Origin of the sequence: Bradyrhizobium zhengyangense, from assembly GCF_022012555.1 — a bacterium.
GTDB lineage: Bacteria > Pseudomonadota > Alphaproteobacteria > Rhizobiales > Xanthobacteraceae > Bradyrhizobium > Bradyrhizobium zhengyangense.
This window is the reverse complement of record NZ_JAKLTZ010000013.1, coordinates 1-25,364: the sequence shown is the minus strand read 5'-3', so window position 1 is coordinate 25,364 and position 25,364 is coordinate 1. Positions and strand designations below refer to the sequence as shown.

At 62.1% G+C, this 25,364-nt stretch carries 17 protein-coding genes; 10 read left to right on the top strand and 7 right to left on the bottom strand.

Annotation, left to right across the window (positions count from 1 at the left end):
• Positions 1–6 precede the first annotated feature (6 nt).
• The 4 genes from L6639_RS33130 (at position 7) to L6639_RS33115 (ending at position 3,911) form a co-directional block, all read left to right on the top strand.
• Entirely contained in the window at positions 7–456 is a 450-nt protein-coding gene (locus L6639_RS33130; protein WP_194479904.1) for a cupin domain-containing protein, read from the top strand.
• 106 nt (positions 457–562) lie between these two features.
• Positions 563–2,056, top strand: a complete 1,494-nt coding sequence (locus tag L6639_RS33125; protein WP_237865813.1) for a flavin-containing monooxygenase — start codon at positions 563–565, stop codon at positions 2,054–2,056.
• 92 nt (positions 2,057–2,148) lie between these two features.
• On the top strand, positions 2,149–3,222 hold the full coding sequence (locus L6639_RS33120) for a hypothetical protein (RefSeq protein ID WP_237865812.1): 1,074 nt from the start codon (positions 2,149–2,151) through the stop codon (positions 3,220–3,222).
• A 47-nt stretch (positions 3,223–3,269) separates the two neighbouring features.
• Positions 3,270–3,911 (top strand): glutathione S-transferase family protein, encoded by a 642-nt coding sequence (locus tag L6639_RS33115; protein ID WP_237865811.1) that lies wholly within the window; start codon positions 3,270–3,272, stop codon positions 3,909–3,911.
• A 20-nt stretch (positions 3,912–3,931) separates the two neighbouring features.
• Here the strand turns inward: L6639_RS33115 and L6639_RS33110 are convergent, their stop codons facing one another.
• The 3 genes from L6639_RS33110 to L6639_RS33100 all read right to left on the bottom strand — a co-directional run bounded on the left by L6639_RS33110 (position 3,932) and on the right by L6639_RS33100 (position 7,974).
• Positions 3,932–5,275 (bottom strand): cytochrome-c peroxidase, encoded by a 1,344-nt coding sequence (locus L6639_RS33110; RefSeq protein ID WP_237865810.1) that lies wholly within the window; start codon positions 5,273–5,275, stop codon positions 3,932–3,934.
• 17 nt (positions 5,276–5,292) lie between these two features.
• Positions 5,293–6,996, bottom strand: coding sequence for a phospholipase C (locus L6639_RS33105; RefSeq protein ID WP_237865809.1), 1,704 nt, complete (start codon positions 6,994–6,996; stop codon positions 5,293–5,295).
• A 186-nt stretch (positions 6,997–7,182) separates the two neighbouring features.
• Positions 7,183–7,974: a transporter substrate-binding domain-containing protein gene (locus L6639_RS33100; RefSeq protein WP_237865808.1), complete on the bottom strand. Its 792-nt coding sequence runs from the start codon at positions 7,972–7,974 to the stop codon at positions 7,183–7,185.
• A gap of 253 nt (positions 7,975–8,227) precedes the next feature.
• Between L6639_RS33100 and L6639_RS33095 the strand changes: the two genes are divergently transcribed.
• Positions 8,228–9,421, top strand: coding sequence for an efflux RND transporter periplasmic adaptor subunit (locus L6639_RS33095; RefSeq protein ID WP_237865807.1), 1,194 nt, complete (start codon positions 8,228–8,230; stop codon positions 9,419–9,421).
• A 12-nt stretch (positions 9,422–9,433) separates the two neighbouring features.
• Positions 9,434–12,589, top strand: coding sequence for an efflux RND transporter permease subunit (locus tag L6639_RS33090; RefSeq protein WP_237865806.1), 3,156 nt, complete (start codon positions 9,434–9,436; stop codon positions 12,587–12,589).
• A gap of 265 nt (positions 12,590–12,854) precedes the next feature.
• Here L6639_RS33090 and L6639_RS33085 read toward each other — a convergent pair whose 3' ends face one another.
• Positions 12,855–15,122, bottom strand: coding sequence for a cation:proton antiporter domain-containing protein (locus L6639_RS33085; protein WP_237865805.1), 2,268 nt, complete (start codon positions 15,120–15,122; stop codon positions 12,855–12,857).
• Between the two features lie 538 nt (positions 15,123–15,660).
• Here L6639_RS33085 and L6639_RS33080 point away from each other — a divergent pair.
• The 4 genes from L6639_RS33080 (at position 15,661) to L6639_RS33065 (ending at position 20,635) form a co-directional block, all read left to right on the top strand.
• Positions 15,661–16,992 (top strand): OpgC domain-containing protein, encoded by a 1,332-nt coding sequence (locus L6639_RS33080; protein ID WP_237865804.1) that lies wholly within the window; start codon positions 15,661–15,663, stop codon positions 16,990–16,992.
• A 33-nt stretch (positions 16,993–17,025) separates the two neighbouring features.
• On the top strand, positions 17,026–18,237 hold the full coding sequence (locus tag L6639_RS33075) for an OpgC domain-containing protein (RefSeq protein WP_237865803.1): 1,212 nt from the start codon (positions 17,026–17,028) through the stop codon (positions 18,235–18,237).
• 23 nt (positions 18,238–18,260) lie between these two features.
• Positions 18,261–18,752, top strand: coding sequence for a DUF2059 domain-containing protein (locus tag L6639_RS33070; protein WP_237865802.1), 492 nt, complete (start codon positions 18,261–18,263; stop codon positions 18,750–18,752).
• A 62-nt stretch (positions 18,753–18,814) separates the two neighbouring features.
• Positions 18,815–20,635 (top strand): ArnT family glycosyltransferase, encoded by a 1,821-nt coding sequence (locus L6639_RS33065; RefSeq protein WP_237865801.1) that lies wholly within the window; start codon positions 18,815–18,817, stop codon positions 20,633–20,635.
• Positions 20,636–20,761: 126 nt separating this feature from the next.
• Here the strand turns inward: L6639_RS33065 and L6639_RS33060 are convergent, their stop codons facing one another.
• From L6639_RS33060 to L6639_RS33050, 3 genes are all read right to left on the bottom strand, one after another.
• Positions 20,762–22,573 (bottom strand): methyl-accepting chemotaxis protein, encoded by a 1,812-nt coding sequence (locus tag L6639_RS33060; protein ID WP_237865800.1) that lies wholly within the window; start codon positions 22,571–22,573, stop codon positions 20,762–20,764.
• Positions 22,574–22,886: 313 nt separating this feature from the next.
• Positions 22,887–23,648 carry a molybdate ABC transporter substrate-binding protein gene (locus tag L6639_RS33055; protein ID WP_237865799.1) on the bottom strand — a complete coding sequence of 254 codons (762 nt, stop codon included), beginning with the start codon at positions 23,646–23,648 and terminating at the stop codon, positions 22,887–22,889.
• A gap of 227 nt (positions 23,649–23,875) precedes the next feature.
• The gene (locus tag L6639_RS33050; protein WP_237865798.1) at positions 23,876–24,898 is read right to left on the bottom strand and encodes a hypothetical protein; all 1,023 of its coding nucleotides are present in this window, start codon (positions 24,896–24,898) and stop codon (positions 23,876–23,878) included.
• Between the last annotated feature and the right edge of the window lie 466 nt (positions 24,899–25,364).

Below are 25,364 nucleotides of genomic sequence, written 5' to 3'. Positions count from 1 at the left end.
CGAGCCATGACTGCACTCGAAAAGGGCATTACCGCGAACGGCACGGGCTATGGCGGGAAAACCTGGAACATCCTTGGCCAGGTCTACTTCCCCAAGGCCGTCACCGACTCCACCTTCGCCTTCGAAACCAACAGCGATCCCGGCCAGTTCGTGCCGGTGCACATCCACCCGACCCAGGACGAATTCATCCTGGTGCAGGAAGGCACGCTCGACCTCAAGCTCGACGGCGTCTGGGTCAAGGCCCATGCCGGCGACCTCGTGCGCATGCCCCGCGGCATCCCGCACGGCTATTTCAACAAGTCCGACAAGCCGTGTCGCGCGCTGTTCTGGGTCTCGCCGATGCAGAAGCTGGAGGCGCTGTTCAACCAGCTCCACAATCTGACTGACCCGGCCGAGGTCGTGCGCATCTCGGCGCTACACGAGGTCGACTTCCTGCCGCCCGAGGCCAACGACTAGGCGCCCGCCTTCACGTCCGCTTTCATCTGCTTGCAGCTCCGCCGGCCACACCTTGCGGCCGAACGAAGTTGCTCGCGCGCAAAACACATCGATTGCGAGCCATCCCATGGTCAGCCCCAAGCATGTCTGCGTGATCGGCGCCGGCGTCTCCGGCCTCGCCACAGCGAAAGCCTTCTCAGCCCGCGGCCACCGCGTCATCATCGTCGAACGCAGTGCCGATCTCGGCGGCGTCTGGGAGCCGGCGCGCTCCTATCCGGAGGTGCAGACGCAAAGCCCCAAGGATCTCTACCGCTACACCGATCGCGCCATGCCGGAAGCCTATCCGGAATGGCCGACCGGGCCGCAGGTCCATGCTTATCTCGCCGACTATGCGAAAAGTTTCGGTCTCGACCGCATGCTGCGCCTCAATACGTCGGTTTCCGGCATGGTGCGGCGCGCCGAAGGCCGACCGGGTTGGACGCTCGCGCTATCGGGCAAGGATGCTGCTACCACCAGCGAGGACTTCGATTTCGTCGCTGTTTGCACCGGGCAGTTCAACGAGCCGCGCGAACTGCATTGCCCGGGCGAGGACGGCTTTCTGGCACGGGGCGGGAAAATCCTGCACTCGTCGAAATACGGCGATCCCGCGCTGGCGAAAGGCCGCCGCGTCGTCGTGCTCGGCGGCTCGAAATCGGCGACCGACATTGCCGTGAACGCGGTGAAATCAGGCGCGCGCGAGGTCACCATCGTGATGCGCGAGCCGGTCTGGCGCATCCCCTATTTCATCGGCGGGCTCGTGAACTTCAAGCGCATCCTCTACATCCGCGCGCAGGAGGAGATGTTTCCGGGCTGGGGCATCGGTGCGATGTCACGGCTCGGGTACCGTCTCGCCGCCCCGCTGATCTGGGCGAACTGGCGCGGGCTCGAGAGCCTGTTGAAGGCGCAGCTCAAGCTGAACAAGTGCAGGATGGTGCCGAAAGAACGGATCGAGGATGGCGTCAACTGCTCGGTGCCGATCGCAACGCCGGGCTTCTACCCAATGATCGCCGATGGCCGGATCAAGGCGGTGTTCGGCACGTTCGATCATTATGACGGCGACAGCATCGTGATGAGCGGCGGCGAGCGCATCGGTGCCGATGTCGCCGTGCTCGCGATCGGCTACAAGCTCGGCGTGCCCTTCCTCCCCGAGGCCTATCAGCAGAAGCTGGTCGACGCGGATGGGCAGTATCGGCTCTATCGCCTGATCGCCAACCCCGATTTGCCCGACCTCGGCTTCGTCGGCTTCAATTCGTCCTTCTGCACCGTGCTCTGCGCCGATCTCGCCGCCAACTGGCTGGTGCGCTATGCCGACGGGCAACTGGCGCGGCAGCCGACGGAGCGAGAGATGCGCGACAACATCGAGATGATGCTGCACTTCAAGCGCGTGGAGCGGCCGGCCGCCGGCGTCTATGGCGGCCTGTGCGTTGCGCCCTATCACTACCGCCATTTCGACGAGCTGATGGCCGACATCGGGGCAAAGACGCAGAGGCGCGGCGGGCTCAAGGGACATTTCCTGCCGCCCGACGCTGATGCCTATGCCAAATTCCTGACGTCTGCGCCGGCGTACCAGGCGGCGGGATGAGATCGGAGGGCCCGATTTGCGGGCTCGCCAGAACGCGGGTTTGACGTTTACGATCCCATGGCCGACGAATCTCCTGCGCATGGGAACCCGCCATGGGACGACGATGTCACGCCGCGACAGCCGTGGCGGTGCTTGGGCTGATCCTCGCGACACCCATCGCGAGCCAGGCGCAAGCACCGACGCCGGCGCAGTCGGAGGCGCTCGCCGCCTACGAGCACGCGCTCGGCGATTTCAAGTCGATCCTGGCCGAGCGGCGCCACCAGATCGAGACGAAGCAGCCACTGCCGAACCTGCCGGGCCAGGCGCTCTATCTTGCGCGCGTCGCGGTCATCAGCACCTATAAGGATCTGACCGACGCCATGCCGTCGCGGATCGGCAAGCCGAACAAGTTCGGGATCCCCCCGGCCTATTTCGACGCCGCGATCGAGCCGCTGGTCGACGAATATGCCGACGTCTTCGAGATCATGGAGGCGCCACCCGCGAGCGCTCAGAATTCGCCGACACCGTTCAAGGACGTCGTTGATCTCGGCGCCGCGATTGCACGCGCCAAAGGGCTCGCACCCGCTGACGCCGAGGCCGCGGGCCGCATCAGCCTGGGGCTCTTCTATGCCGAGACCAACGGCAAGCAAAACGTCCGCAACGCACGCTCGAACACATATATGGGCAGCCTGCAGACCGGCCCGTCCGAGGACCGCAACGGCCAGCGCAAATGGGAGGCGATCAAGGGCACGATCGCGGCCGCCGATCCCGCATTGAACGCGCGCGACGACAAGGAAGAGGCGCGATCCCGCGGCACCGACCGCCGCTTCAATCATTGGACCAACGTCCGCAACGGCCTGATGAACGCGCATGCGGAGCTATTTGCCGAAATCCCAGCGATCGTGAAGACGCTGCCCGATCCGATCGAGCAGATGAAGCTGTTCGAGCTGATCCAGATCATCCCGACACCGACGCGGTCCGCATTGAAGTCGGGCGACCTGTTGAACTATAGGGTGTCCAATCCCACCATCATGAAACACCTACGTAACAACAGTATCTTCGCCTTCGGCAAAGTCGACCGGGCGCGAAGCTCGGCCAGCTTCCGCGAGATCTTGGGCGCGATGTGGCTGTTCAAGCGGAAGTTCGACAAGGCTATGGTGAAATATGCGGAGATCAGACCCCGCTAGGTCGTCTGCGAGCTAGTATATCCAGCCCAATCCAGGAACGTTCAACCATGCTCACCGTCTATGGCGAAGGTCGTGGCTTCCGTGTTGTTTGGCTGCTTGAGGAACTAGGATTGGCTTATCGGCTGCGCCCGGTCGATCTGCTCGCAGTCGAGAACGATCGCGATTTCCTCGCCATCAACCCCGCCGGCTTCATTCCCGCACTGCAGGACGGCGAGACGATCATGGTCGAATCGATTGCGATTCTTGAATATCTGCTCGCCCGCCACGGCTCGGCTTCGCTTGCCGTCGCCCCTGATGATCCCGCCTTCGCGGCCTATCTGCAATTTCTCCATATGGGCGAGGCCGGGCTCGCAGGGCCGATGAATACAGTCCTTGTCGGTCGCAACCTGGCGCCCGAAGCCGAGCGAAATGCCCGGGTGACCCGCTGGGCAGCCGAAACCTTCGAGACCCGGCTGGGGTTGGTCATCCGCCGCCTCGCAGATTGCCCCTATCTGGCCGGCGACCGATTCACTGCGGCCGATATCTCGGTGAGCTACGCCCTCCTGCTCGGCCTGCGAACGGGCAACTACGTCCCCGGTCCGGTCGAGCGGGACTATCTCGCCCGCACGACGGCACGCCCTGCCTACGCCCGAGCAATGGAAAGCTGCCAGGCCACCAAGGCTTGGGCGGCGAGATCACCGGGATTATAGTCGCGCCATCGGGAAGAGCGCTAGTTCTCCACCTTGTAGCCGTCCGTCAGCGTTTTCAGGAACGCGATGATGTCGGCCTCGTCCTGCTCTGTCATCGCCGGCTTGTCGCCGAGATGGCGATCGAAGGGCGGATCGGTGACATCGACATTGGCGTGATATCTTTCAGGCAGGTCATCATATTTCCGCACTGTGCCGTCGACAGCGCGCGGAAATACCTTCTCCGGATTTGTGTCGCGGAAATTGTAGAAATCGAGCACCTGCTCGAGTGTCTTGAAGACGCCATTATGGAAGAAGGCGCGACGTGTCGCGGTGTTGCGCAACGTCGGCGTCAGGAACATGCCGCAATATTGCGTCTGCTCGGCCATATCTGTGCGATGCGGGCCGCAGACACCGAGGTCGAAATAGCCGGGATCCCCGTTGCCGGCCAGCGCGGCATTGCGCGGCGCGCCGAGCACCTCGTATTGGTGATCGGTGAAGAGCGGCGGCAGGCCATCGCGGGACGGCGCCGAGGAGTGGCAACCGGCACAATTCGCCTTGTCGGGATCGTTGAACAATTGCAGGCCACGCAACTCACTCTCAGAGAGCCGCGTCTTGCCCTCGAGCCAGTCATCATACTTGCTGCTGTACGGATGGAAGCTCTGCTCTTCCACCTGATAACGCGCGACGGCGAACATCGCCTCCGCAATCAGCAGCCGCTGATTTCTCATCACGCCGGCGCCGAACAACTCGACGAAGCGCTGGGCGTAAGGCGCGTTGCGCAGCTTGTCGGCCACGATCTCGACACTACCGCCGTCCATCTCGTTGGGATCGAGCAGCGGGAAGAGCGCCTGCTCCTGCAACGTGTCGGCGCGACCGTCCCAGAACAGCCCCCCTTGCGGCACAATGTTCGCCGACGCGCCGGTACCGCCCGCGGTCTTGGTCGTGCGCACGGCACTCTGGCCGAGCGCCGCCATCTGCGCGAGATCAACCACGTTGTCGTCGTCGGCTTTTTCGGGGCCGATGCTGAAATTCGGGTGGCGCTCCAGATAGGTCAGCGACGGAACGGCGCGTGCGCCTTGCCGCGACAGGTTGGCGCCGCCGAGCATCACCGGACCGTCATTGGGCGGGCCGTAAGCGTGGTCCGGGCTGTGGCAGGATGCACAGGACAGCGCGCCGGACGAGGACAACGATGCGTCGAAGAAAATCGCCTTGCCGAGCTGCGCCATCGCTGAGAGCGGCTCGACAGGAGGGCGGTAGAGATGAACCGGATTCGGGTTGAGGCCCGATGGTGTCGCCTCGGCCGGTCCATGCGGCTCGGCCGCAATGACGGCGCCGGCCAGCGAGAGCAGGCCGGCGCCGAGGAGCCACAAAGTGCGGCGGTTCATTCTGACGTCCCGTCAGACTAGTGGTGGTGGTGTTCGTCCGGCGGGCTGACGATGACCGTGCCGGCGGTCGGATCGAGGAACAGCGCGTCGTTGCGGAAGTCGTGGCTATGATCCTGATCGAAGTCGAACAGGTCCATGATCGATCCCGAGGTCGCATCGAACGAGCCGCCACCCAGACGCTTGCCATGCAGCCAGTTATCCTCGATGAACCGCACGACGGAAGCCTGCGAGATGTAAGTGCGGCTCACGTGGTTGGTCTTGGCGTAGGGCGAGACCACGATGAAGGGAATGCGGGTGCCCGGACCGCAGCGACCGTTCACCGGCTTGCCGTTGAGGCCGTTCGGTGCCGGCTGCTTGGCCGAGCCGAGGCCGCACAGGCCCGGACCGTTGACCTGATCGGCAGTCGGATCATAGGAGGCGCTCTTCGGCGTGAGGTATTGGTGGTCGTACCAGCCGTCGGAGTCGTCATAGGTGATGATGACGGCAGTCTCGCGCCATTCCGGCTGCTTCTGCAGGAAGTTGATCAACTCGACATTGCCGGCCTGCTCGTCGAGCGGGTCGGAATATCCGGCATGACCGTCCTGATAGGCCGGCATCTTGATGTAGGAGACGGCCGGGAGATGACCCGCCTTCACCGCAGCAAAGAAGTCCTCGAGATCGTAGGCGTGGTTGGCCGGATCGAGGGTCTTGTGGACATCCGCATAGGTATGACCGATCGCGTGCACCGAGCTCGGCCGCGCATGAGTCCAGTTGGCGGTCGACTTGTAGTACTGAAACCAGGCGTGGTGCGGGATGTAATCCGCAGTGGCGGCGCCCACGACGGTGGTCAAGGTGCTGCGGGCACAACCAGTCGTACCGTTGGCGTTCTTGAGCGTCAGATCGAAGCCGCCCATGAAGCTGCCCCAGCTGATGTGCTCGTCATTGAGCAGATCGCCGATGTTCTTGCCATTCATCAGGACCGTGCTGGTCGTGCTCGAGCAGACGTCGTTGCCGGGATCGGTGTCGCCGATCAGAGTCAAGCCGCCCTGACCATCGGGAACGGTCTGCGTCGACGTGCCGACGATGTTCACGGCACCGTTGGTCTGACCCGCGACCACTTCGAGCGCACCCGGGGTCGACGGGCCAAACGTGTCAGTCCAGGCATTGTCGCTCATGGCGAAATGCTGGGCGTAGTTCCAGAGAGCCGTGGTGGTGTTGCCGTCGAAATATCCCATCACCTGCCCGTTGGTGCCGAATGCGCCGGCGCCGCCGGCGGTGCCGCGGCCGGTGAATTTCGGGAACAGGTCTTCCTTGCCGTTGTCGACGGCCTGCTGCTCGGGCGTATAGGCGTGATTCTGCGAGCGCGTATTGGCCTGGGTGCGATCGAGCCGGAACGGATCGGTTGCGCCGGTGCCGTTGGCCGGATTGGTGTTCGGATTGTTCACCAGGAGATTGGCGTTGACGAGGTTGTTGACCTTCGGCGTATGCGGCTTTGGCACAAAGGGAATCGAGCCCGACGGATTGGCCGCATTCGGATAAGTCGCGAAATAATGGTCGAAGGAGCGGTTCTCGTTGAAGATGATCACGAGATGCTTGATCGGCGTTTCCGTATGGATGTGATGCGGATGGCGATGATCGCCATCGTGATCCCGGTCGAAGTCGTCGGCGAACACCGGAATGCTGCACGCAAGTGTCGTCGCGGCCGCGAAAATCGCAGCCGTCGTCAAAAATCTGGTTTTCATTTTTGTGCCCCGAAGGAGTGACGGGCGACCCTAACGATCACGAGTGACAGAGCTGTGTCAGTTTGACGCAAGAGACGCGTCGGGTAGGAACTGGGACAAAAAAGCGGACGGGACCAGGAAAGATTTGGCAGTTGTAATCCAAGGTCCAACAACGAGGCGCCGGGTCGAAATCCAATGTGGCCGGGCCTATTCGGTGCGGATCGGCGTGTCCTTCAGCCCGTTATTATCGTAGGCCTTGCGCAGGGTGCCGTTCGTCACCGCCTCGTTCATGAATTTGGTGGCGAACGCCAGAGCCTGGCTATGGCCGAGCGGGACGGCAACGGCGGTGACCGTCTTCTTGAACGTCTCGTCCAGCACCTTTGTCCCCGGGAGCTTTTGCGCCATCTTGTTGAGCTGGTCGCGCGATAGCGCGAAGGCATCGATCACGCCGCTCTTCAGAAGGCCGAAGATTTCGTCGTAGGTCTGATAACCCGTGACCTTCGCATTCTTCAGATGCGCAACAGCGCCGCGCATCGTCGTCGTCGCGTTGACCGCTGCTACCTTGATGCCGGGTTGGTCGAGCGTGGCGAAATTGGTGACCGCCGAACCCGCCTTGACGATGTATGTGGCGTCCGCGACCTCGTAGATCGGACCGAACATCATCCGGATCTCGCGCTCGGGATCTTTCGGCAACCAGGTGACGTCCCAGGCACCCTTGCCAGCCGCATCGGTGATCTGTCCGGAATTCTGGTATGCGACGTAGTCGACGGGCACACCGAGCTGCGCGGCCATCTCCTTGCCGAGATCGACGGGCACGCCGGCATAGCCGGCTTCGGTCTTGGTCGACCAGAACGCTCCACCCGCCGGGCTGATCGCGATCGCGACCCGCAGCTTGCCGGTCGGCGCGATCTCGTCTTTCAGGCCATCGGCTAGCGCGGGCACAGCGACCACAGCGGCAAGAGCAAGGACCGCGCAGGCCGACCAGAATGGCGTTGGCATGTCATTGTCTCCTTGCGTTTCCTCTTGTGTCGCCCGATTGCCTGAAGTCGGTCCTCGCGCCTAAGCGTGCGGCCTTTGACATAATTCTGGTCGATCATGCGCTCGGTGAAAAGCGATTTGTCATGGCAGAACTGTCAAAGGCCTCGCCGCTGTTTGCAGTGCAAGGGCTGTGACTACCATGGCTATGGTGTTCCACGGCTGGGCATTTGTTGGTAGCCTGCCGCACCGACAGACAATCATCGGGGACCACCGAATGACCTCAGCGAATCCCGCTCTTCCCGCAAGATTTCATCGCGCGTGGAGACATATCGGGCGGGCCCTGGCCGCCTCGGCGGCCGTGATTGCGTTGGCCGGCTGCGAGGACAAGAACGCCTACGTGGCGCCGCCGCCGCCGAAGGTGGACGTCGCCACGCCCATACAGCGCCCCGTCACGCGCTATGTCGAGGCCACCGGCAACACCGCGCCGATCAAGAGCGTCGATCTCGTCGCGCGCGTGCAGGGTTTTCTGCAAACGATCGACTACACCGATGGCACCTTCGTCAAGCAAGGCACCCAGCTGTTCACGATCGAGCCCGAGACCTACAAGCTGAAGCTGGAGCAGGCACAGGCAGCCGAGGCCGGCGCGCAGGCCTCGCTCAAGCAGGCTGAGGCCGACTACAAGCGGCAGGTCGACCTCGTGCAGCGCCAGGCAGTCTCGCAGGCGACGCTCGACACCTCGACATCGACTCGCGACAACGCCCAGGCCAACCTCCAGCAGGCCCAGGCCAACACCAGGATCGCGGAGCTCAACTACAGCTACACTAAAGTGAGCGCGCCTTTCGACGGCATCGTCAGCGCGCATCTGGTCTCGATCGGGGAGCTCGTCGGCGCCTCCTCCCCGACGCAGCTTGCGACCATTGTTGCCATGGACCCGATCTGGGTCAACTTCACCGTCAACGAGCAAGACGTGCTGCGCATTCGCGCCGAGGCGCAACGCCGCGGACTGACCCCCGCCGACCTCAAGCAATTTCCGATCGAGGTCGGCCTCCAGACCGAGACCGGCTATCCGCATGAGGGCAAGCTCGACTATGTCGCGCCGACCCTCAACACATCGACCGGCACGCTCGCCGTGCGCGGCGTCGTCCCCAACGACAAGCGGGTGCTGCTCCCCGGCTATTTCGTCCGGGTCCGCGTCCCCTTCGACCAGGACAAGAACGCCCTGCTCGTCCCCGACACCGCGCTCGGCAGCGACCAGGGCGGCCGCTATCTGCTGGTGGCCAACAAGGACAACGTCGTCGAACAGCGCAAGGTGCAGATCGGCCCGACCGACAATGGCCTGCGCGTCATCGAGAGCGGCCTGCAGCCCGAGGACCGCGTGGTCATTTCGGGGCTGCTGCGCGTGATCCCGGGCCAGAAGATCGACCCGCAACAGACCAAGATCGAGCAGCCGCAGGCGTCTGCCAAGTAGGAGCGCCGGCCCATGATCTCCAAATTCTTCATCGAGCGGCCGGTCCTCTCGAACGTCATCGCGCTCCTGATGATCCTGATCGGCGGCGTGGCGCTGTTCAACCTCGCGATCGCGCAATATCCTGATGTGGTTCCGCCGACAGTGCAGGTGACGACCCGCTATCCCGGCGCCAGCGCCAAGACCGTGATCGACACCGTCGCGCTGCCGATCGAGCAGCAGGTCAACGGCGTCGAGGACATGCTCTACATGCAGTCCTACAGCGGCTCCGACGGCACCTACACGCTGACCGTGACCTTCAAGATCGGAACGGATCTGAACTTCGCGCAGGTGCTGGTGCAGAACCGCGTCTCCAGCGCGCTGTCGCAGCTGCCGCAGTCGGTGCAGAACCAGGGCGTTACCGTCCAGAAAAAATCGACGTCGATCCTGCTGTTCGTGACGCTGACCTCGCCGGATTCTCGGTTCGACAGCCTTTACCTCAGCAACTACGCCACCATCAACATCCGCGACGAGCTGTCCCGCCTGCCCGGCGTCGGCAACGTCACGGTGTTCGGCGCCGGCCAGTATTCGATGCGGATCTGGCTCGATCCGAACAAGCTGCAGGCGCGCGGGCTCGTGCCGCAGGATGTCATCCAGGCGATCCAGCAGCAGAGCCAGCAGGTCTCGGCCGGACAGGTCGGCGCGCCGCCGACGCCGCCGGGACAGGCGTTCCAGTACACGCTCAACGTCAACGGCCGGCTCGACGACACCGGCCAGTTCGAGAACATCATCGTCAAGACGGGCACAAGCGGCGACGTCACGCGCGTGCGCGACGTCGGCTGGGTCGAGCTCGGCGCGCAGACCTACAGCCAGATCTTCTCCCTCAACAGGCAGCCCGCCACCGGCATCGGCGTGTTCCAGTCGCCCGGCGCCAACGCGCTTCAAGTCGAACAGGCCGTCGAGAAGAAGATGGTCGAGCTCGCCAAGCGCTTTCCGGAAGGCATCAAGTACGACACGCCATTCGACACCACCAAATTCGTCAATGCCTCGGTGCATGAGGTCTACATGACCCTGATCGAGGCCGGCCTCCTCGTGCTGGTCGTGATCCTCGTGTTCCTGCAGGACTGGCGCGCGATGCTGGTGCCGGCGACCACGGTGCCTGTCACCATCATCGGCGCCTTTGCCGCGATGGCGGCTCTCGGCTTCACCATCAACATGTCGACGCTGTTTGCGATCGTGCTCGCGATCGGCATCGTCGTCGACGATGCTATCGTCGTGGTGGAAGGCGCCGCCCACAATATCGAGCAGGGCATGAACGGGCACGACGCCGCGATCAGGGCGATGGACCAGCTGTTCGCGCCGATCGTCGGCATCACCCTGGTGCTGATCTCGGTGTTCCTGCCCGCTTCGTTCCTCGCCGGCCTCACCGGGCGGATCTATTCGCAGTTCGCGCTGGTGATTGCGGCAACCGCGCTGTTGTCCGCCATCAACGCGGCCACCTTGAAGCCGACGCAATGCGCGCTGTGGCTGCGACCGACGGTGCCGCCGGAGCAACGCAACTTCTTCTACCGCGGCTTCAACGCCGTCTATGACAGGGTCGAGCGGGGCTACACGCGGCTGATCACGTTTTTGGTGAAGCACGCAACGATCTCTGTCGCGTTCGCACTCCTTGTGATCGGGCTCAGCGGCTACGGCCTGTCGCGGGTGCCGACCGGCTTCCTGCCGATCGAGGACCAGGGCTATTTGATCGCAGCCGTGCAGCTGCCCGATGGCGCCTCGCTGGAGCGAACCCAGAAGGTGCTCGACAAGGCAGCCGACCTCATCAAGGACACGCCCGGCGTCCAGCAGGTCATCACCATCGCCGGCATCTCCGCCCTCGACAACAGCGCGAGCCTTGCCAATGCGGGCGTCGCCTACATCATCCTGAAGGACTGGTCGGCACGCGGCAAAGGCGAGGATCTGCGCTCGCTGGTCTATGGCCTCAATGACAAGGTCGCCAACATCATGGAAGCGCGCACGCTGGTGCTGCCGCCGCCGCCGATCCAGGGCATCGGCAATGCGGCCGGCTTCTCGATGCAGGTCGAACTCCGTGACGGCAACAGCGATTTCGCCAAGCTGCAGGCCATCACCGGCGCGATGGTCTCCAACGCCCAGAGCCAGAGCGCGCTGCAGCGCGTCTCGTCCTCGTTCCGCTCGGCGGTGCCGCAATTCAATGTCGAGATCGACCGCGTCAAGACCCAGACGCTGCACGTCACGACGGATGCCGTGTTCTCGGCGCTGTCGACCTATCTCGGCTCGTCCTTCGTCAACCAGTTCAACAAGTTCGGCCGCGTGTTCCAGGTCTACACCCAGGCCGATCCGGCCTTCCGCGTCACCGAGCGCGACATCGCCAACATGCAGGTGCGCAACCAGAACGGCGACATGATCCCGATCGGCACCGTCGCCACCATCACGCCTGTGACGGGGCCCTCGCTGATCAGCCTCTACAATCTCTATCCGTCCTCGACCATCGTCGGCCTGCCGGCGCAGGGCTATTCGTCTGGCCAGGCGCTGGAGCTGATGGAGGAGATTGGCGACAAGACGCTGCCGCCGGGCACCGGTTTCGAATGGACCGCGATGTCCTACCAGGAGAAGGCGGTCTCCAACCAGATCTACTGGGTGTTCGGCCTTGCCATGCTGCTGGTCTATCTCGTGCTCGCCGGCCAGTATGAGAGCTGGTACGCGCCGATCTCGGTGATCCTCGCCGTGCCGCTGTCGCTGCTCGGGCCGATGCTGATCCTCTCGGGCCTCAAGATCGACAACAACCTCTATTGCCAGATCGGCCTGATCCTCTTGATCGCGCTGTCGGCCAAGAACGCGATCCTGATCGTCGAGGTCGGGCTCGAGCTGCACGGCCGCGACGGCAAGCCGGTCATCGAATCCGCGATCGAGGCGGCGCGCGCCCGCTTCCGCCCGATCCTGATGACATCGTTCGCCTTCATCCTCGGCGTGGTGCCGCTGGTGATCGCGACCGGCGCCGGCGCCAGCGCGCGCAAGTCGATCGGCATCACCGTGTTCTCGGGCATGCTGGCCTCGACCTGCCTGGCCGTGCTGTTCGTGCCGGCCTTCTTCGTGGTGGTGCAGCGGTTCGAGAACTGGCGCGCCTCGAAGAAGGCACCGAAGGCGGTGGCCGCGACGGAGGTGAAGTCCTAAGAACAACCCCATGCACAGTAGACATGGGGTTGAAAAAGCGCGAGATATTCGATTTTGCCGAAAAATTGCTTGCGCCGTCGGGCAAAACACCGGCATAATGGCATCATGGGGGCGTGCGTGAGGTGTCCCTACCCACTCACCCCGTCATTGCGAGCGCAGCGAAGCAATCCAGAGTCTCTCCGTGGAAGCAGTCTGGATTGCTTCGTCGCATCAGCGCAAAATTGCTACGCAATTTTGTCGCGAGCTCCTCGCAATGACGACAGAGCTACCCCTTCTCGCTCGGCGCCTGCCGCGCATCGCCGCTGGAAACCAGCAGCACCGAGACCTTCGATTGCCTAAGCACGGCGTCCGCAACGCCGCCGAAGGAGAGGTGATCGGCCTGGATGCGATCGACGCCCATGACGACGAGGTCGACATCGGTGGTGTCGATCTCGCGCAGGATCGCCGCCTCCGGCGCCCGGTTGACGCGCAGCGTCGTAGTGATGTCGACCTCATAGCGGGCGGCGAGATCGCTGGCATCCTTGAGGATACCCGCCTCCTGGCCGAGACCACGCGAAGCACCGCGCTGCGCGCCCTTGTCGCGGGTCGTCGCGACATAGATCACCCGGAGCGAGCCTGATCCGGCCTGCGTCAGCGCGACCGCGACCTCCGCGCCACGCTTGGAGACGCCGCTGCCGGAGACCGGGACGAGGATGTTGAGGCTATCAGGCATCGGCTGCTTCAGGTGCTTGCCCCTGGCCGCGACGATCGCGAGCGGGCCTTCGAATTTAGCTGCGATGTCCTCGATCTTGCGATCAAAGCGGTCTTTGGCAGCAGTGACCTTGTCGACGCCGACGACGAGAAGATCAAAACCCTTGCGCGCCTCCTCGGTGATGGTCTCGCCGAGTTCGGCGCGCCTGGCGCGGGTGACGACATCGATGCTGCCCACCTCACCGTCACCATTGGCGGAGACGGTCTCGGCGGCTTTCTTCACCACGGCTTCATGGCTCGCTTCCTCGTCGCGGCCCCTCTCCTGCTCCCCGGCCCGCTTGCCGATATGCAGCACGGTGATCGGCAGGCCGCGCATGCCGGCGATCAATCCGACGATGTGCGAGGCAAAGGTGGCATTGACGCTTTCGTCCACGGCAAGCAGCGGACGTTCGAGATTGGCGACGAAGCCGCGCTTCTCGAACTCTTCCCGCTCCAACCGCTCCTTTTCCTCCTTGTTCATCGGAAGCTTGGCCAGCGCCGCGCGCAGCATCGGCGGCATCGCCATCGTGGTCACGATCGCCATGGTGACGATCATCGTGAATAGGTTCTGGCTGAGCACGCCGATGGACAGGCCGATGGTGGCGATGATGACCTCGGTCGAGCCGCGCGCATTCATTCCGCTCGCGAGCGCCAGCGATTCCCGCGTGCTCAGCCCGCCCAGAGTGCCGCCGACAAAGGCACCGCCGAACTTGCCGACGCTGGCGATCACGACGAGGAGGCCGGTGAGCAGCAAGAGATTGGGATCGCGCAGCACCGAGAGATCGGCGCTGAGGCCGGCGAGACCAAAAAACACCGGCATGAAGAAGCTCGAGATCAACCCGCGCAGGCGCTCGTCGATCTGTCGGGTCAGGATTGGCGACTCCCCGACCAGGATGCCAGCGACGAAGGCCCCGAGCACGGTGTGGACGCCGATCGCATGCGTGATCAGTGCCATCACGCCCATCAGCAGCAGGATCACGGTGATGACGGCAGCGACGCTGACGAGGTTGTCATTGGCCCAACGAATGAGCTGGAACACCAGGCGACGGCCGATCGTGAAGCTGACCGCGAGGAAGACGAGCGTGCCCAGCACCGCTTTCGCCACCGAGGCGAGATCCAGCGTGCCTTGCGAGGCCAGGCTGAAGATGACGGCAATGATGATCCAGCCGATGGTGTCGTCGATCACGGCGGTCGCGACAATGATCTGTCCGACATTGCGGCGCATGAAGTTCATCTCGCGCACCACCACCGCGACGATCTTCACGGAGGAGATCGACAGCGCCGTGCCCATAAACAGCGAGGCCACAAGGCGCTGCTCGGGCTTCGGCAGCAGCGCATCGGGCAGGAATTCGCCGAGCGCGAAGCCGCAGGCGAAGGGCACGAGGATGCCGGCGATCGAGATCGCGATCGCTGCCTTGCCCACCTTCTTCACCAGCTTGAGATCGGTCTCCATGCCCGTGAGCAGGAGCAGCAGCAAAATGCCGAACTGCGCGATGCCGTCGAGCATCGCCTTCTGCTCGGGCATTTTCGGGAAGATCGCGGTTTGCGCGTCCGGCCAGATCCAGCCGAACAGCGATGGCCCGAGCAGAATGCCCGCGAGCAACTCGCCGATCACCGAGGGCTGGCCGATCCGCTGCATGATCTCGCCGAGGCCTCGCCCCACCGCGATCAGCAGCACGATCTGCGTCACCAGCAGGAATTCGGAGGGACTTGCCGATTTGCCGCCCTCGGCGCTGGCGGCCATGCTGGTGAGGACAAGCGTCGCGGGGACAAGGCCGACCGGTCGGAGCAGGCTCCACTGCATGCAGGCGTCTTCCCCCGTTTGCTGCGCCGGCGAAGTGCCGGGGCGACAAGGTTAAAACCCTCGGAGAGCGAGGCGGGTTCCGCGGCGGGGTGAGTGGCGGAGACAAAAGAGCGAAAACAACCCATCCACTACAACGATTGGCTTGGAAGAATCCGGATAAAATTTTGCTTTGCCGAGAATGACTTTGCTTCGTCGGGCAAAACACCGGCGGAATGCAGGAATGGCATGGCGCGGGATGCCGGCACATTCCCCGACCTTGGAGCCCAGCGAAGCAGGGTGCCATGAACGGCCAAACGCGTGCATCCCTCGATCGTTAGCTTGGCAGCCCTTCTCGGTCAGCTCCAATGCCGATCGGCTAACGAACCCATAGAACCAAGGTATTGGAGAGGTCTCTCGGTACCGATTATCCAGCCCCCACGCGCAGCGTTCGTTGTGAGAGGTATTCGGTAGTGTCGACTTCTCAATGGAGGCATCGCATCTTCGATGTTCTTGTTCCGGAGCGGAGGTTAGACTTCCGTCGGAAAAGGGAGGGGGACCAATGAGGCGCTTGCCGATTCTTGGTATCCTTGGCGCGCGGGCCGAAATTGGGGTGACGAGTCGCCCCCAGTACCGCCGATTGATCTGGCTCGCCGCCTGGTTCGCCAGAGGTTACCCCAAATCAAAGCGGCATGGCGTTGCGCCGGCTTCGTCGCAGTCCCTCCCAACACCGAGCTTTGCCGTCGCCAAAGGCGAGCGAGAATTACGACTCGACTTCTTCCGCGGCCTGGCCCTCTGGCTCATTTATGTCGATCACGTTTCACCCGACCTCCTGGCCTGGGTCACGATACGCAACTACGGGTTCAGCGATGCGGCCGAAGTGTTCATCTTCATCTCCGGCTTCACCGCAGCTTTGGTCTACGGTCGCGCGACCTTCGAGGCTGGCTTCGTGATCGGGACAGCACGTGTGCTGCGGCGGGTCTGGCAAATCTACACCGCGCATCTTCTGCTCTTCCTGGTTCTGATGGCTGAAATCGCTTTCGCTACTGCGGTTTCCGAGAAGCCGGCGTTCTACATCCAGGAGATGGAGGTCGGAGAATTCTTCAAGCAACCTGGCTCCGAAATGATCCAGGCGCTGCTGTTGCGATTCCGCCCGCTGAACATGGATGTCCTGCCGCTCTATGTCGTTCTGATGGCTGTTCTACCCTTGGTGCTGCTGCTCGCTAGATTGCACAGGGATCTGCCGCTCGCCCTGTCGGCCGGACTGTATGTGCTCATGCTTCGATACGACTTGCATTTGTCGACCTATCCAGACGGCTTCTGGTCGTTCAATCCGTATGGATGGCAGCTGCTGTTCGTGTTCGGCGCCTGGTGCGCGCTTGGAGGAGGCAAGCGACTATCGCCGATCCTCAATTCCCGATCGGTGTTGTGGCTGGCCGTCGCCTATCTTTGCGCTGCTTTCTTTGTGACTATGACGTGGTATTTTCCGCCCCTGGAGCGCCTGATCCCCGGCTGGGTCGCGCGACTAATCTATCCGATAAACAAGACCGATTTCGACGTTCTGAGGTTTGCCCATTTCCTGGCGCTGGCCGTCGTCGCACTACGCTTCGTGCCGGGCGATTGGACGGGGCTACGATCGGCCTGGGCGCGCCCTCTCATCCTTTGCGGACAGTATTCTCTTCAAATTTTTGCGCTCGGCGTTGCGCTGTCATTCGCGGGCTACGCCCTGCTCATCGAGCTTGATGCGGGTTTTGTGCTGCACGCGGCGGTCGGCGCCGGCGGCATCTTGATCCTGTACGGCGTAGCAAGGGTATTCACCTGGTACAAATGGGCGATGTCGGCGCACGAACGCGCCAAGGCGGATATTCCCAAGCTGATCGCGCAAAGTTCTTAATGATGGCCCACTCAACGAATCGGACAGGCTGACATGGCAAAAGAGAGCACGGATCTTTTCGTCGTAGAACGGGACTTGAGGCTCGATCTTCTGCGCGGTCTCGGCCTCTGGATGATCTTTCTCGACCACATTCCGGACGACGTGGTGGCCTGGCTCACGCTGCGCAATTACGGCTTCAGCGACGCAGCCGAGTTCTTCGTATTCATCTCCGGTTATCTCCTCGGGTTCATTTACGTCCCGATCGTGGCCGCGGGCCAGTTTCTTCCGGCGTTGAAGCGGCTGTGGCTGCGCGCCTGGCAAATGTACGTTGCTCACATCCTGCTGTTCCTCGCCTTCACGGCACAGATCGCCCGTGCGGCAAGGAAGTGGGACAATCCCATGTACAAGGATGAGTTCAACGTCGCCAACTTCCTCGCGCATCCCGACGAGCTGATAGGCAAGGCGCTCACGTTGCAATACAAGCCTGTCGATCTGGACGTCCTGCCGCTTTACATCTCCCTGGTGCTCGTTTCGCCGTTCGTGGTGTGGTGCCTCGTGCGACGCCCGAATCTGACCTTGGCAGGTTCGATCGTGCTGTACCTGCTCGCTCGCTATTTCGACTGGAACCTGCCGTCCTATCCGAAAGGGGCGACCTGGTATTTCAATCCGTTCGCCTGGCAATTGATGTTTTTTTTCGGCGCCTGGTGCGGGTGCGGCGCGGTCGCTCAAATCAGCAAATTCATTCAGTCGCGCATCGTCTTCGCAGTCGCGATCGGCTGGATCGCTTTTGCGCTGGTGATCGTGATGACCTGGCACAGCGCATTTCTGGAGTCGTTGATCCCGAAATGGATGATCAAGCTGATCTATCCGATCGACAAGACCGACCTCGACATGCTCCGGTTCACGCACTTCCTTGCGCTGGCAGTCATCGTCTCGCGCTATCTCAACCCGGATTGGGAAGGACTGAAGTCGAAATGGCTGCGACCGCTGGTGTTGTGCGGGCAGCATTCGCTGCCGCTGTTCTGCCTCGGCGTCTTCCTGTCGTTCGGGGTGCATTGGATGCTGGTTCAGTGGAAGCACCAGGTGGTCGAGCAAATTCTGCTCAGCATCGGCGGAATGGTCATCATGACCGCTGTCGCCTGGCTTCTGGATCGTGCGCAGCGGGTCCGGAATCTCTTTGTGGACGCCGGCGGCGATGAGCGCTTGGCCACTAAACTCCAACAGGAGGTCGCGCCCGTGGCTCGCACTCAGCCGAGTGCCGCGTGAGTAGATTCGAGGAGGAGACAGGCATGTACAAGGTACTGACGATCATTGTTTGCGCCATCCTGTTCACAATGGGTTTAGCGCGGGCAGACGACCCATCACCCGCCGCAATGGACGCGGCTCGGCGCCTCGTCACGACGCTGCGGGTGACCGATCAATACAAGCTTTTGCTTCCGGGTATTCTGTTCAGCATTCGACCGGTTTTGTCTCAGGACCGTCCCGAGATCGAGCGCGACTTCGACGCCGCAGTGCCGGCGATCCTGGAAGCCGACCAGTCGAAATACAGCAATTCGATGATCGAGCGTGCTGCGGCGGCCTATGCGGCGAATTTCTCCGCGGATGAACTGCACGCGATCGAGGCGTTCTATGGCAGCGCGGTCGGCCAGAAGTACACCGGGAAATCGCACGAGCTCTCGGAGATCGGCCGACAGATCGGCGATGAAATCTCGCGCGAAGCGACCGACGAGATCAAGGCGCAGATGACCCGGTTGCTGCGGGACAAAGGCCACAAACTCTAGGAATCGGTCGTGACGGATAACTCAGCACGCAGCGAACAAGAGGCCGCCGCCGGGAAACGGCCTTGCGGCTCGCCTTGCAGGCGAGCGGGGCGCACATGAGATCCGATCATGTGTTGTCGAGAGTTGGATCAAAAGCAGCGGACGACCGTGCTTTCGTCGATGACGCACTGAAGGGGCTTGGCGAGCGCCCTGCGCGCAGCAGCATCCCTTCGAACACCTTCGATTTCTTGGCCCTGGCGTTTCTCACGGCTCTGGCTGTCCTCGTGTGCTTCACGGCGAAGGATTACGCGATCTCCAATGACGAGGGCGTCCAGCATCACTACGGTGAATTGATCATTGCTTACTATCGGAGTGGATTGCGGGTACGCGATCTCTTCAGCTTCGATAACCTGTATCTCTATGGAGGTCTGTTCGACGTCACGGCAATCGCGCTCGGCCAGGTTATCCCCATCGATATCTACGAATTGCGGCACATCCTCTGCGCCGCTACGGGCATCGCCGGCATCGCCCTCAGTGGCGCCGCCGCGCGATTGATCGCCGGACCGCGCGCGGGCTTTATTGCGACGATTGCGCTTGCGCTCTGCGGCGCCTGGTACGGCGCCATGTTCAACCATACCAAGGACATTCCATTTGCAGCGGCCATGTCCGGAGCGACGCTCGTCCTTCTCCGCCTGGCGCGCCAACTGCCGGCGCCGCGCGCCGTTGACCTTGTGGTCTTCGGCTGTCTTGCCGGAGCAGCTCTCGGGCTGCGTAGCTACGGATTGCTGGTGTTCGTCTACCTCGGAATTGCAATCCTGATCTATCTGCCCTGGACGGAAAGCTGCGGGGCGCGCCTGACCTTCGTGGCTAACTCCGTGTTGAAGACATGCCCCGCCATGGCAGGCGCCTACCTGCTGATGATCCTGGCCTGGCCATGGGCTGCGCTGTCGCCGCTCAATCCCATTCGCGGCCTGTTTGCCTTCTCGGAATTTCAGTATGCGATCCGCACGCTCTTTGCCGGGCACGTGTACGAGATGGCCAAGGTGCCGCGCGCCTATGTTCCCTTCTATCTCTTCATCCGCGTGCCGCTGATCACCCAGGCGGGTGCCGCGCTGGGGATGACTTCGCTTCTTTGGCTTCCCCTCAAGAAAGGCTCGCACCGCTGGCGCGAACTTGCATTGCTATCGACTATGATTCTGCTTCCCCTGGGATGCCAAGCCCTCGTTCATGGCCCTGCGTTCAGCGGCATGCGTCATTTTCTCTTTGTGCTTCCTCCCTTGGCCGTGCTGGCCGGCGTGGGCCTGAGCGATTTCCTCGATGCAATTGCCGTGCGAAGCCGACGACTGGCCTGGGCGGCCCTTGCAGCGATGTGCGCGTCTTTCCTCTCGGAAGGGGTCCTGCTGGCAAGGCTTCATCCCTACGAGAATCTATCCTACAACGCGATGGTCGGAGGCCTTCCGGGCGCATTCCGTCGCTATGACCTTGACTACTGGTTCAACAGCATGCCGGAAGCGATCCGTATGCTCGAGACCTTCGTCCGCGAAACGACACCGCCCGGCGACATCAAATCGCCGACGATCTATTCGGTCGCTGTGTGTGGAGAACGTCCAGCGTTCGATCACACCGTCACGCTTCCGCAATTGCGTTGGGACTTCCGGTCCGAATGGGACGAATCGGAATTCTTCATCGCCCCGACGCACATGAACTGCGATCGCGACCTGGATGGCGCGATCATCGGCCGCGTGGAAAGGATGGGCGTTCCCATCGCCTATGTGAAAGACAGGCGGGCCATCGTGAAGCACCCAACGACAGACGTCTCATCGCCGCTCACGCGTCAGATTCCCGCTGCGAACGAGATCGCGCGAGAATTTCGACAGCTATCGTCTTCCGGTCAGGCGTTCTGACCCGCCGGCGTCCGGATCCCGCGCGGCAGGATGATGGCGGCTGCAATCGCCAGCAGGCACGGGCCCGCATACGCGTGCAACACCGCCATAATGTCATCATTGGCTCATGAGCGGCTGGCGAGAGTCCTACGCCGCCGACTGCAGAGCCTGGAGCCGCCGGACGAATCCCAGCGCCGCTTCGTTCAAATCGCCGAACCGGCTTCGCAGCGCCTCCGCGCGCGAGCCCGCGCCCTGCGCGATCGACTGCCCCGTGGCGGCCTTCGAGCAGACATCCTCGACCGACCTCTGGAGATGCTCGGCGCCTTCCGCGGCGCTGCGGGCCGCGCGGTTGATGTCGCTGGTGGCGCCGCTCTGTTCCTGGACCGCTCTGGCGATCGTCGCGCTCTGCTCCCTGATATCGCTGATCACGGCGACGATCGCAGCGATTTCGCTGGCCGCTGCCTGCGTCGCCGACTGGATGCCGAGCACCTGGGAAGAGATGTCTTCCGTCGCGCGCGCCGTTTGCGTCGCGAGGGTCTTGACCTCCGCCGCCACGACGGCAAAGCCGCGGCCCGCTTCGCCCGCGCGCGCCGCCTCGATGGTCGCGTTGAGCGCCAGCAAATTGGTCTGGCCGGCGATATCGCTGATCAATTCCACGACGCTTCCGATCTTTGTCGCGGCCTGCACCATGCTCTCCACCATCAATCCGGCCTGGGTCGCGCGGCCGCTGGCAACGTCAGCCACCTGGCTTGCTTCCTGGGCCCGTCCATTGATGTTGCGGGTGGAGGCATCGAGCTGCTCGACCCCGGCAGCCATGGCCTGCACGCTGCCGGCAATGCCGCCTGCGGATTCAGAAGCCGTGCGGCTGCACAGCATGTTGTCGGCGTTGAACCGTTCCAACTCCTGAATCGCATCGGCGATGTGGCCGGCGGCCTCCACGACCTCATCCACGGATCCAACGACCGACTCCTCGAAGGACGAGGCGGCGCGCGCCAGAACGCCTTTCAGCTCGCTCTCAGCCTGCATCTTGAGCTTCGCCTGGGACGCCTGGAGCTCCAATCGATCGGCCGAATGGTCACGCAAGACGGCGACCGCCGCGGCCATGGCGCCGATCTCGTCCCCCCGGTCCAGCCCCGGAATGTCGCCCTCGATCTCGCCCGACACGATCTTGCGCAGCCGCTCCTCCAGACGCCGCAATGGCCGGGAGATCGTTCCTGCGATCAACACCGCAAACGCCACGCTGATGAGCACGACCAGCAGCGCGAGCCCCCCGAGCCGCAGCGCCGCGCCCCTGAACGAATCGTCGAGATCGTCGACATACATGCCGCTTATGACCATCATCTTCAGGTCCGGGAGCGCCCTGACGAAGGCCTGTTTACGCAGGGGCTGCGGCTGGCCGTTGCGGGGGAAATGATAAGTCACGGTCCCGGCGCCGGCGGCGTGCGCGAGATCGACGATCTCGCGCCGGAATAGATGTCCATTGACGTCGCCCTTGTCGATCAGGTTCTTGCCGACGTTTTCAGGCGTGCCGCCATCGGCGAGATTGAGCCCGTCCCAGTCATAGACGAAGAAGTAGTTGTTGCCGTCATATCGCGACTTCGCGACGATCTCCCGGACCCTGCCAATCACATCGTCGCGGCTCATCCGGCCGGACAGGACGTCCTGCTGATAGGCCGCGATCTGCGATGCGACCACGTCCACGGCGCCGCGCAGCGCCCGCGTCCTCTCGGCCTCCATCTGATCGCGCAGCTGGACCAGGGACACGCCAACGAGAACCATCATCGCGAGTACGCTGCCGAGCGTGAGCATGCCCAACCGCCACGCGATCTTGACCTTCTTCATGCGAAATCCCTTGTCGTTGCAATGAATGCCGAAGCTTGCAATCGAAAGCTTGACGAGGACTTTCAACGACAGCGCCGAACGCGGCGCCATCCGCAAAATGTTATGCGAAATTTGCATCGGCCAGTCGCATCTTGCATCGACGACCGGAGCGAAAAGCTACGACTATGCTTCGCGCGATCCGAGATAAAAATTAGGCCCTGGCTATCTGCCGAGGCTTTCAAACTGCGCGCATAAGCTTCTGAGAATGAGCAGACGCGGCGCACACTCGCAAAGGCGCAGACGCCGGCTCTGGGGTCTAAGCAGAACTTTTCTGCTCAATCAGAGTATTGCCGGTTTTGACCCACACCGGACCTTCTCGGGCCGGCTGCCATGGTTCCTCACCATTTTCGCTTTGCGTTTTCCAACCTCAATCTCGGAGGGTTCAATGCTTTCAGCCCGGCGTCATTCCCTTCGCTTTAATGATGGCGCTTGCTTCTGGCGACTTGAGATACCCGAGCAGCGCTTTTGCGGCATCTCCTTGCTTTGTGTCCGCGGCAGCAGCACCCGTAAAGACAACTTCCTGCTGCAGGTCCGCAGGGAATGGGCCGACGACGTCTAGTCCAGGGGCGGTGAGCACATTTAGCAAGAACACGCCTAGCTCAGCTTCGCCCTTTTCAACTGCCGCAACGATTTCGGCTGGTGCCGCTTTTGCCTGAAGCTTGCCCTTGATTGCCACGGCGACACCAAGTCGCTCGAATGCTTTCATCACTTGCGCACCTGCGGCGCTTGCCGGCAGTGTCGCAATCGACCGTGCATCGAGCAGCGCAGCCTTAAACGCGTCAGGTGTGCCGATGTTGGGCTTCGGAGCGCCAGCTCGCACCGCAACACCGAGCCCGACGCGCGCAACATCGGATGTAGTGCCGGCGGCGAATTTTGCACGTGCTCCTGCGTCCTGCATCACCTCGACCGGCACGACGCCGACGTCAAACGCCTTTCCCGACGTCGCCTCCTTGATCAAATTTGGGGTGGTGCCGAAGAAAATGTCGAGCTTGTGTCCAGAGACCTGTTCGAACTTTGGTTTCACCTCGGCCCACACCGCGGTCATCGCGCCGCCCGCCAGAACGCGCAGCTCGGCTGCCTGACCCTTCTCGCTCAGAAATGTGACAAAGACTGACGCGAGGAATGCCGCGCGCGCAAAACTCAACACAGTCATGATGTGCTCCCCACACGAGTTCACGCAGCATAGCAGTTCCGACTGATCAGCGCCAATTGCCTGCGTGCATGCAGCGGGTCGCCTGCAGGGTCCGAAAATAGCCCGTGGCTGACCTGAGCTCAGAACGTTGCGACGTCAGCTTCCGGAAAGTGAGCCGACCTGTCATGCCGGCTTACAAGGGCAGCCTTTGACCCGAAGGAGACCTCAAGCTCGAAGAGCCTAGATGTTCATTTTGTTGCGGGCAGTTTCACGCCGATCTGGTATGGGTTGCCTTCAACAATGTATTTTGTTGGCGTTTGCGAGGCGGTAACACAGCTCCTCGCCTGCGAGGCAGCGCTCGCATTCTTTGGCTTTTGCAATCGCACGGACAACCCACAGCAGAACTTTGTTGGTTCGTCGTTTTCGGTTCGCAGTAGCCAACCTTTTTCGATTTTCCAGTGGTTAATGCCTATGTCGCCTTCGCTATCCTGCGATGGGTGAGAAGGACTGGCGTCGGCAGGCGGGCTCTCTGGAATCGCAATTGATATGATGCGTCCATCCGGGTCGAAATATTCAGCGTTCCGACCGTCGAATTTTCCATCGCGATTCCGCCATACGAGGGTATTCCCTACAATTCTAGTATCCGATGCAGTTTCCCCCGACTCAACACAACGTCGCTCTTCCTGATCCATCTCTTCGCGCCCAATCGATTCCAGAAGATTCGGTCGCGGACTCGGATCAAAGTCGGGAAATAGGCTGGCGTTCCCTTGAAAAAGATCATACTCGGCTGGATTATTGAAGTTGGTGCCCACCGGGGTTGGATCGGCATACGATAGCTTCACTTTTCCAAGTAGCTGATGATTGCCTGAACTCAGTGTCGATTTTGCTGCCTTTCTGATGGTAAGCGCGAAATCGTGCTGTCCGCAGTTCTCGTACCCGACCGCTTCGCAAAGCCGCTGCCCCTTCATCGAAATGACCAGCAGGGCGCAACCGTTCGCTTCGTTACGAAACCTCAGATCGCGTCGGCTTAGACCAGTGGGGCTTACCCCCAAACAGCGATATTCCAGATGATCGTTCATGAAATAGCGGTAGGTAGGACCAGACTGGCTGTTTCCAGTCGACCGAAGCGTCTTGCCTATCAGGAACTGCAGCGCCTCCGGTCCGCTCAAGGTGCTGGCCGTGGTTGACTCGAGTGGTCTTTCGCCGCCGCTTGCCGCAAAAGGTATGCTTGTGAGCATCGCGAAAAGAAAATATCGAATTCCTGCCTTCATATTCAACCTAGAATAGATTTCGGTTGAGCGCCTAACTAACCTACTAACATCCAGACATCAATCCAGACGCGAGCGACGATAGCAGTTCGATTTCGAATGTCGCCTTCTGTGCAGGTTTTTGGACGCCGGCGACAAAGAGGCTCCGCACGCCGAACTGACCGGCGTCCAAAAAGCGCCAAGGCACGAAGTCGCGGGAAGTTGAGCACCGGCCAAGCAGCGAGCGCTATGGGGATTTAATGCCGGCGTCGGGCTCGATGATAGACGTGACGGCGACAGGATTTGACCTGCGTGTCCGGACGTAGGGCAGTTCAGGAGAGTGCATTAGGCTTTTGGGCGGGCGTTCGGAGCGCACCAATGCGCGATGTGCGCACTGATGGATGCCGCTGGGTTGAGCGAGATCGCCGCCAGCATTTAGCCAGCGCATCGGACCAGGACAACAGCAACGCTCGCAGGAGGTCTTGGTCAT

Bases quoted from the DNA above. Each gene is read 5' to 3' on its own strand.
- L6639_RS33130 (WP_194479904.1), top strand. From the start codon at position 7: ATGACTGCACTCGAAAAGGGCATTACCGCGAACGGCACGGGCTATGGC.
- L6639_RS33125 (WP_237865813.1), top strand. From the start codon at position 563: ATGGTCAGCCCCAAGCATGTCTGCGTGATCGGCGCCGGCGTCTCCGGC.
- L6639_RS33120 (WP_237865812.1), top strand. From the start codon at position 2,149: ATGGGACGACGATGTCACGCCGCGACAGCCGTGGCGGTGCTTGGGCTG.
- L6639_RS33115 (WP_237865811.1), top strand. From the start codon at position 3,270: ATGCTCACCGTCTATGGCGAAGGTCGTGGCTTCCGTGTTGTTTGGCTG.
- L6639_RS33110 (WP_237865810.1), bottom strand. From the start codon at position 5,275: ATGAACCGCCGCACTTTGTGGCTCCTCGGCGCCGGCCTGCTCTCGCTG.
- L6639_RS33105 (WP_237865809.1), bottom strand. From the start codon at position 6,996: ATGAAAACCAGATTTTTGACGACGGCTGCGATTTTCGCGGCCGCGACG.
- L6639_RS33100 (WP_237865808.1), bottom strand. From the start codon at position 7,974: ATGCCAACGCCATTCTGGTCGGCCTGCGCGGTCCTTGCTCTTGCCGCT.
- L6639_RS33095 (WP_237865807.1), top strand. From the start codon at position 8,228: ATGACCTCAGCGAATCCCGCTCTTCCCGCAAGATTTCATCGCGCGTGG.
- L6639_RS33090 (WP_237865806.1), top strand. From the start codon at position 9,434: ATGATCTCCAAATTCTTCATCGAGCGGCCGGTCCTCTCGAACGTCATC.
- L6639_RS33085 (WP_237865805.1), bottom strand. From the start codon at position 15,122: ATGCAGTGGAGCCTGCTCCGACCGGTCGGCCTTGTCCCCGCGACGCTT.
- L6639_RS33080 (WP_237865804.1), top strand. From the start codon at position 15,661: ATGAGGCGCTTGCCGATTCTTGGTATCCTTGGCGCGCGGGCCGAAATT.
- L6639_RS33075 (WP_237865803.1), top strand. From the start codon at position 17,026: ATGGCAAAAGAGAGCACGGATCTTTTCGTCGTAGAACGGGACTTGAGG.
- L6639_RS33070 (WP_237865802.1), top strand. From the start codon at position 18,261: ATGTACAAGGTACTGACGATCATTGTTTGCGCCATCCTGTTCACAATG.
- L6639_RS33060 (WP_237865800.1), bottom strand. From the start codon at position 22,573: ATGCAAATTTCGCATAACATTTTGCGGATGGCGCCGCGTTCGGCGCTG.
- L6639_RS33055 (WP_237865799.1), bottom strand. From the start codon at position 23,648: ATGACTGTGTTGAGTTTTGCGCGCGCGGCATTCCTCGCGTCAGTCTTT.
- L6639_RS33050 (WP_237865798.1), bottom strand. From the start codon at position 24,898: ATGAAGGCAGGAATTCGATATTTTCTTTTCGCGATGCTCACAAGCATA.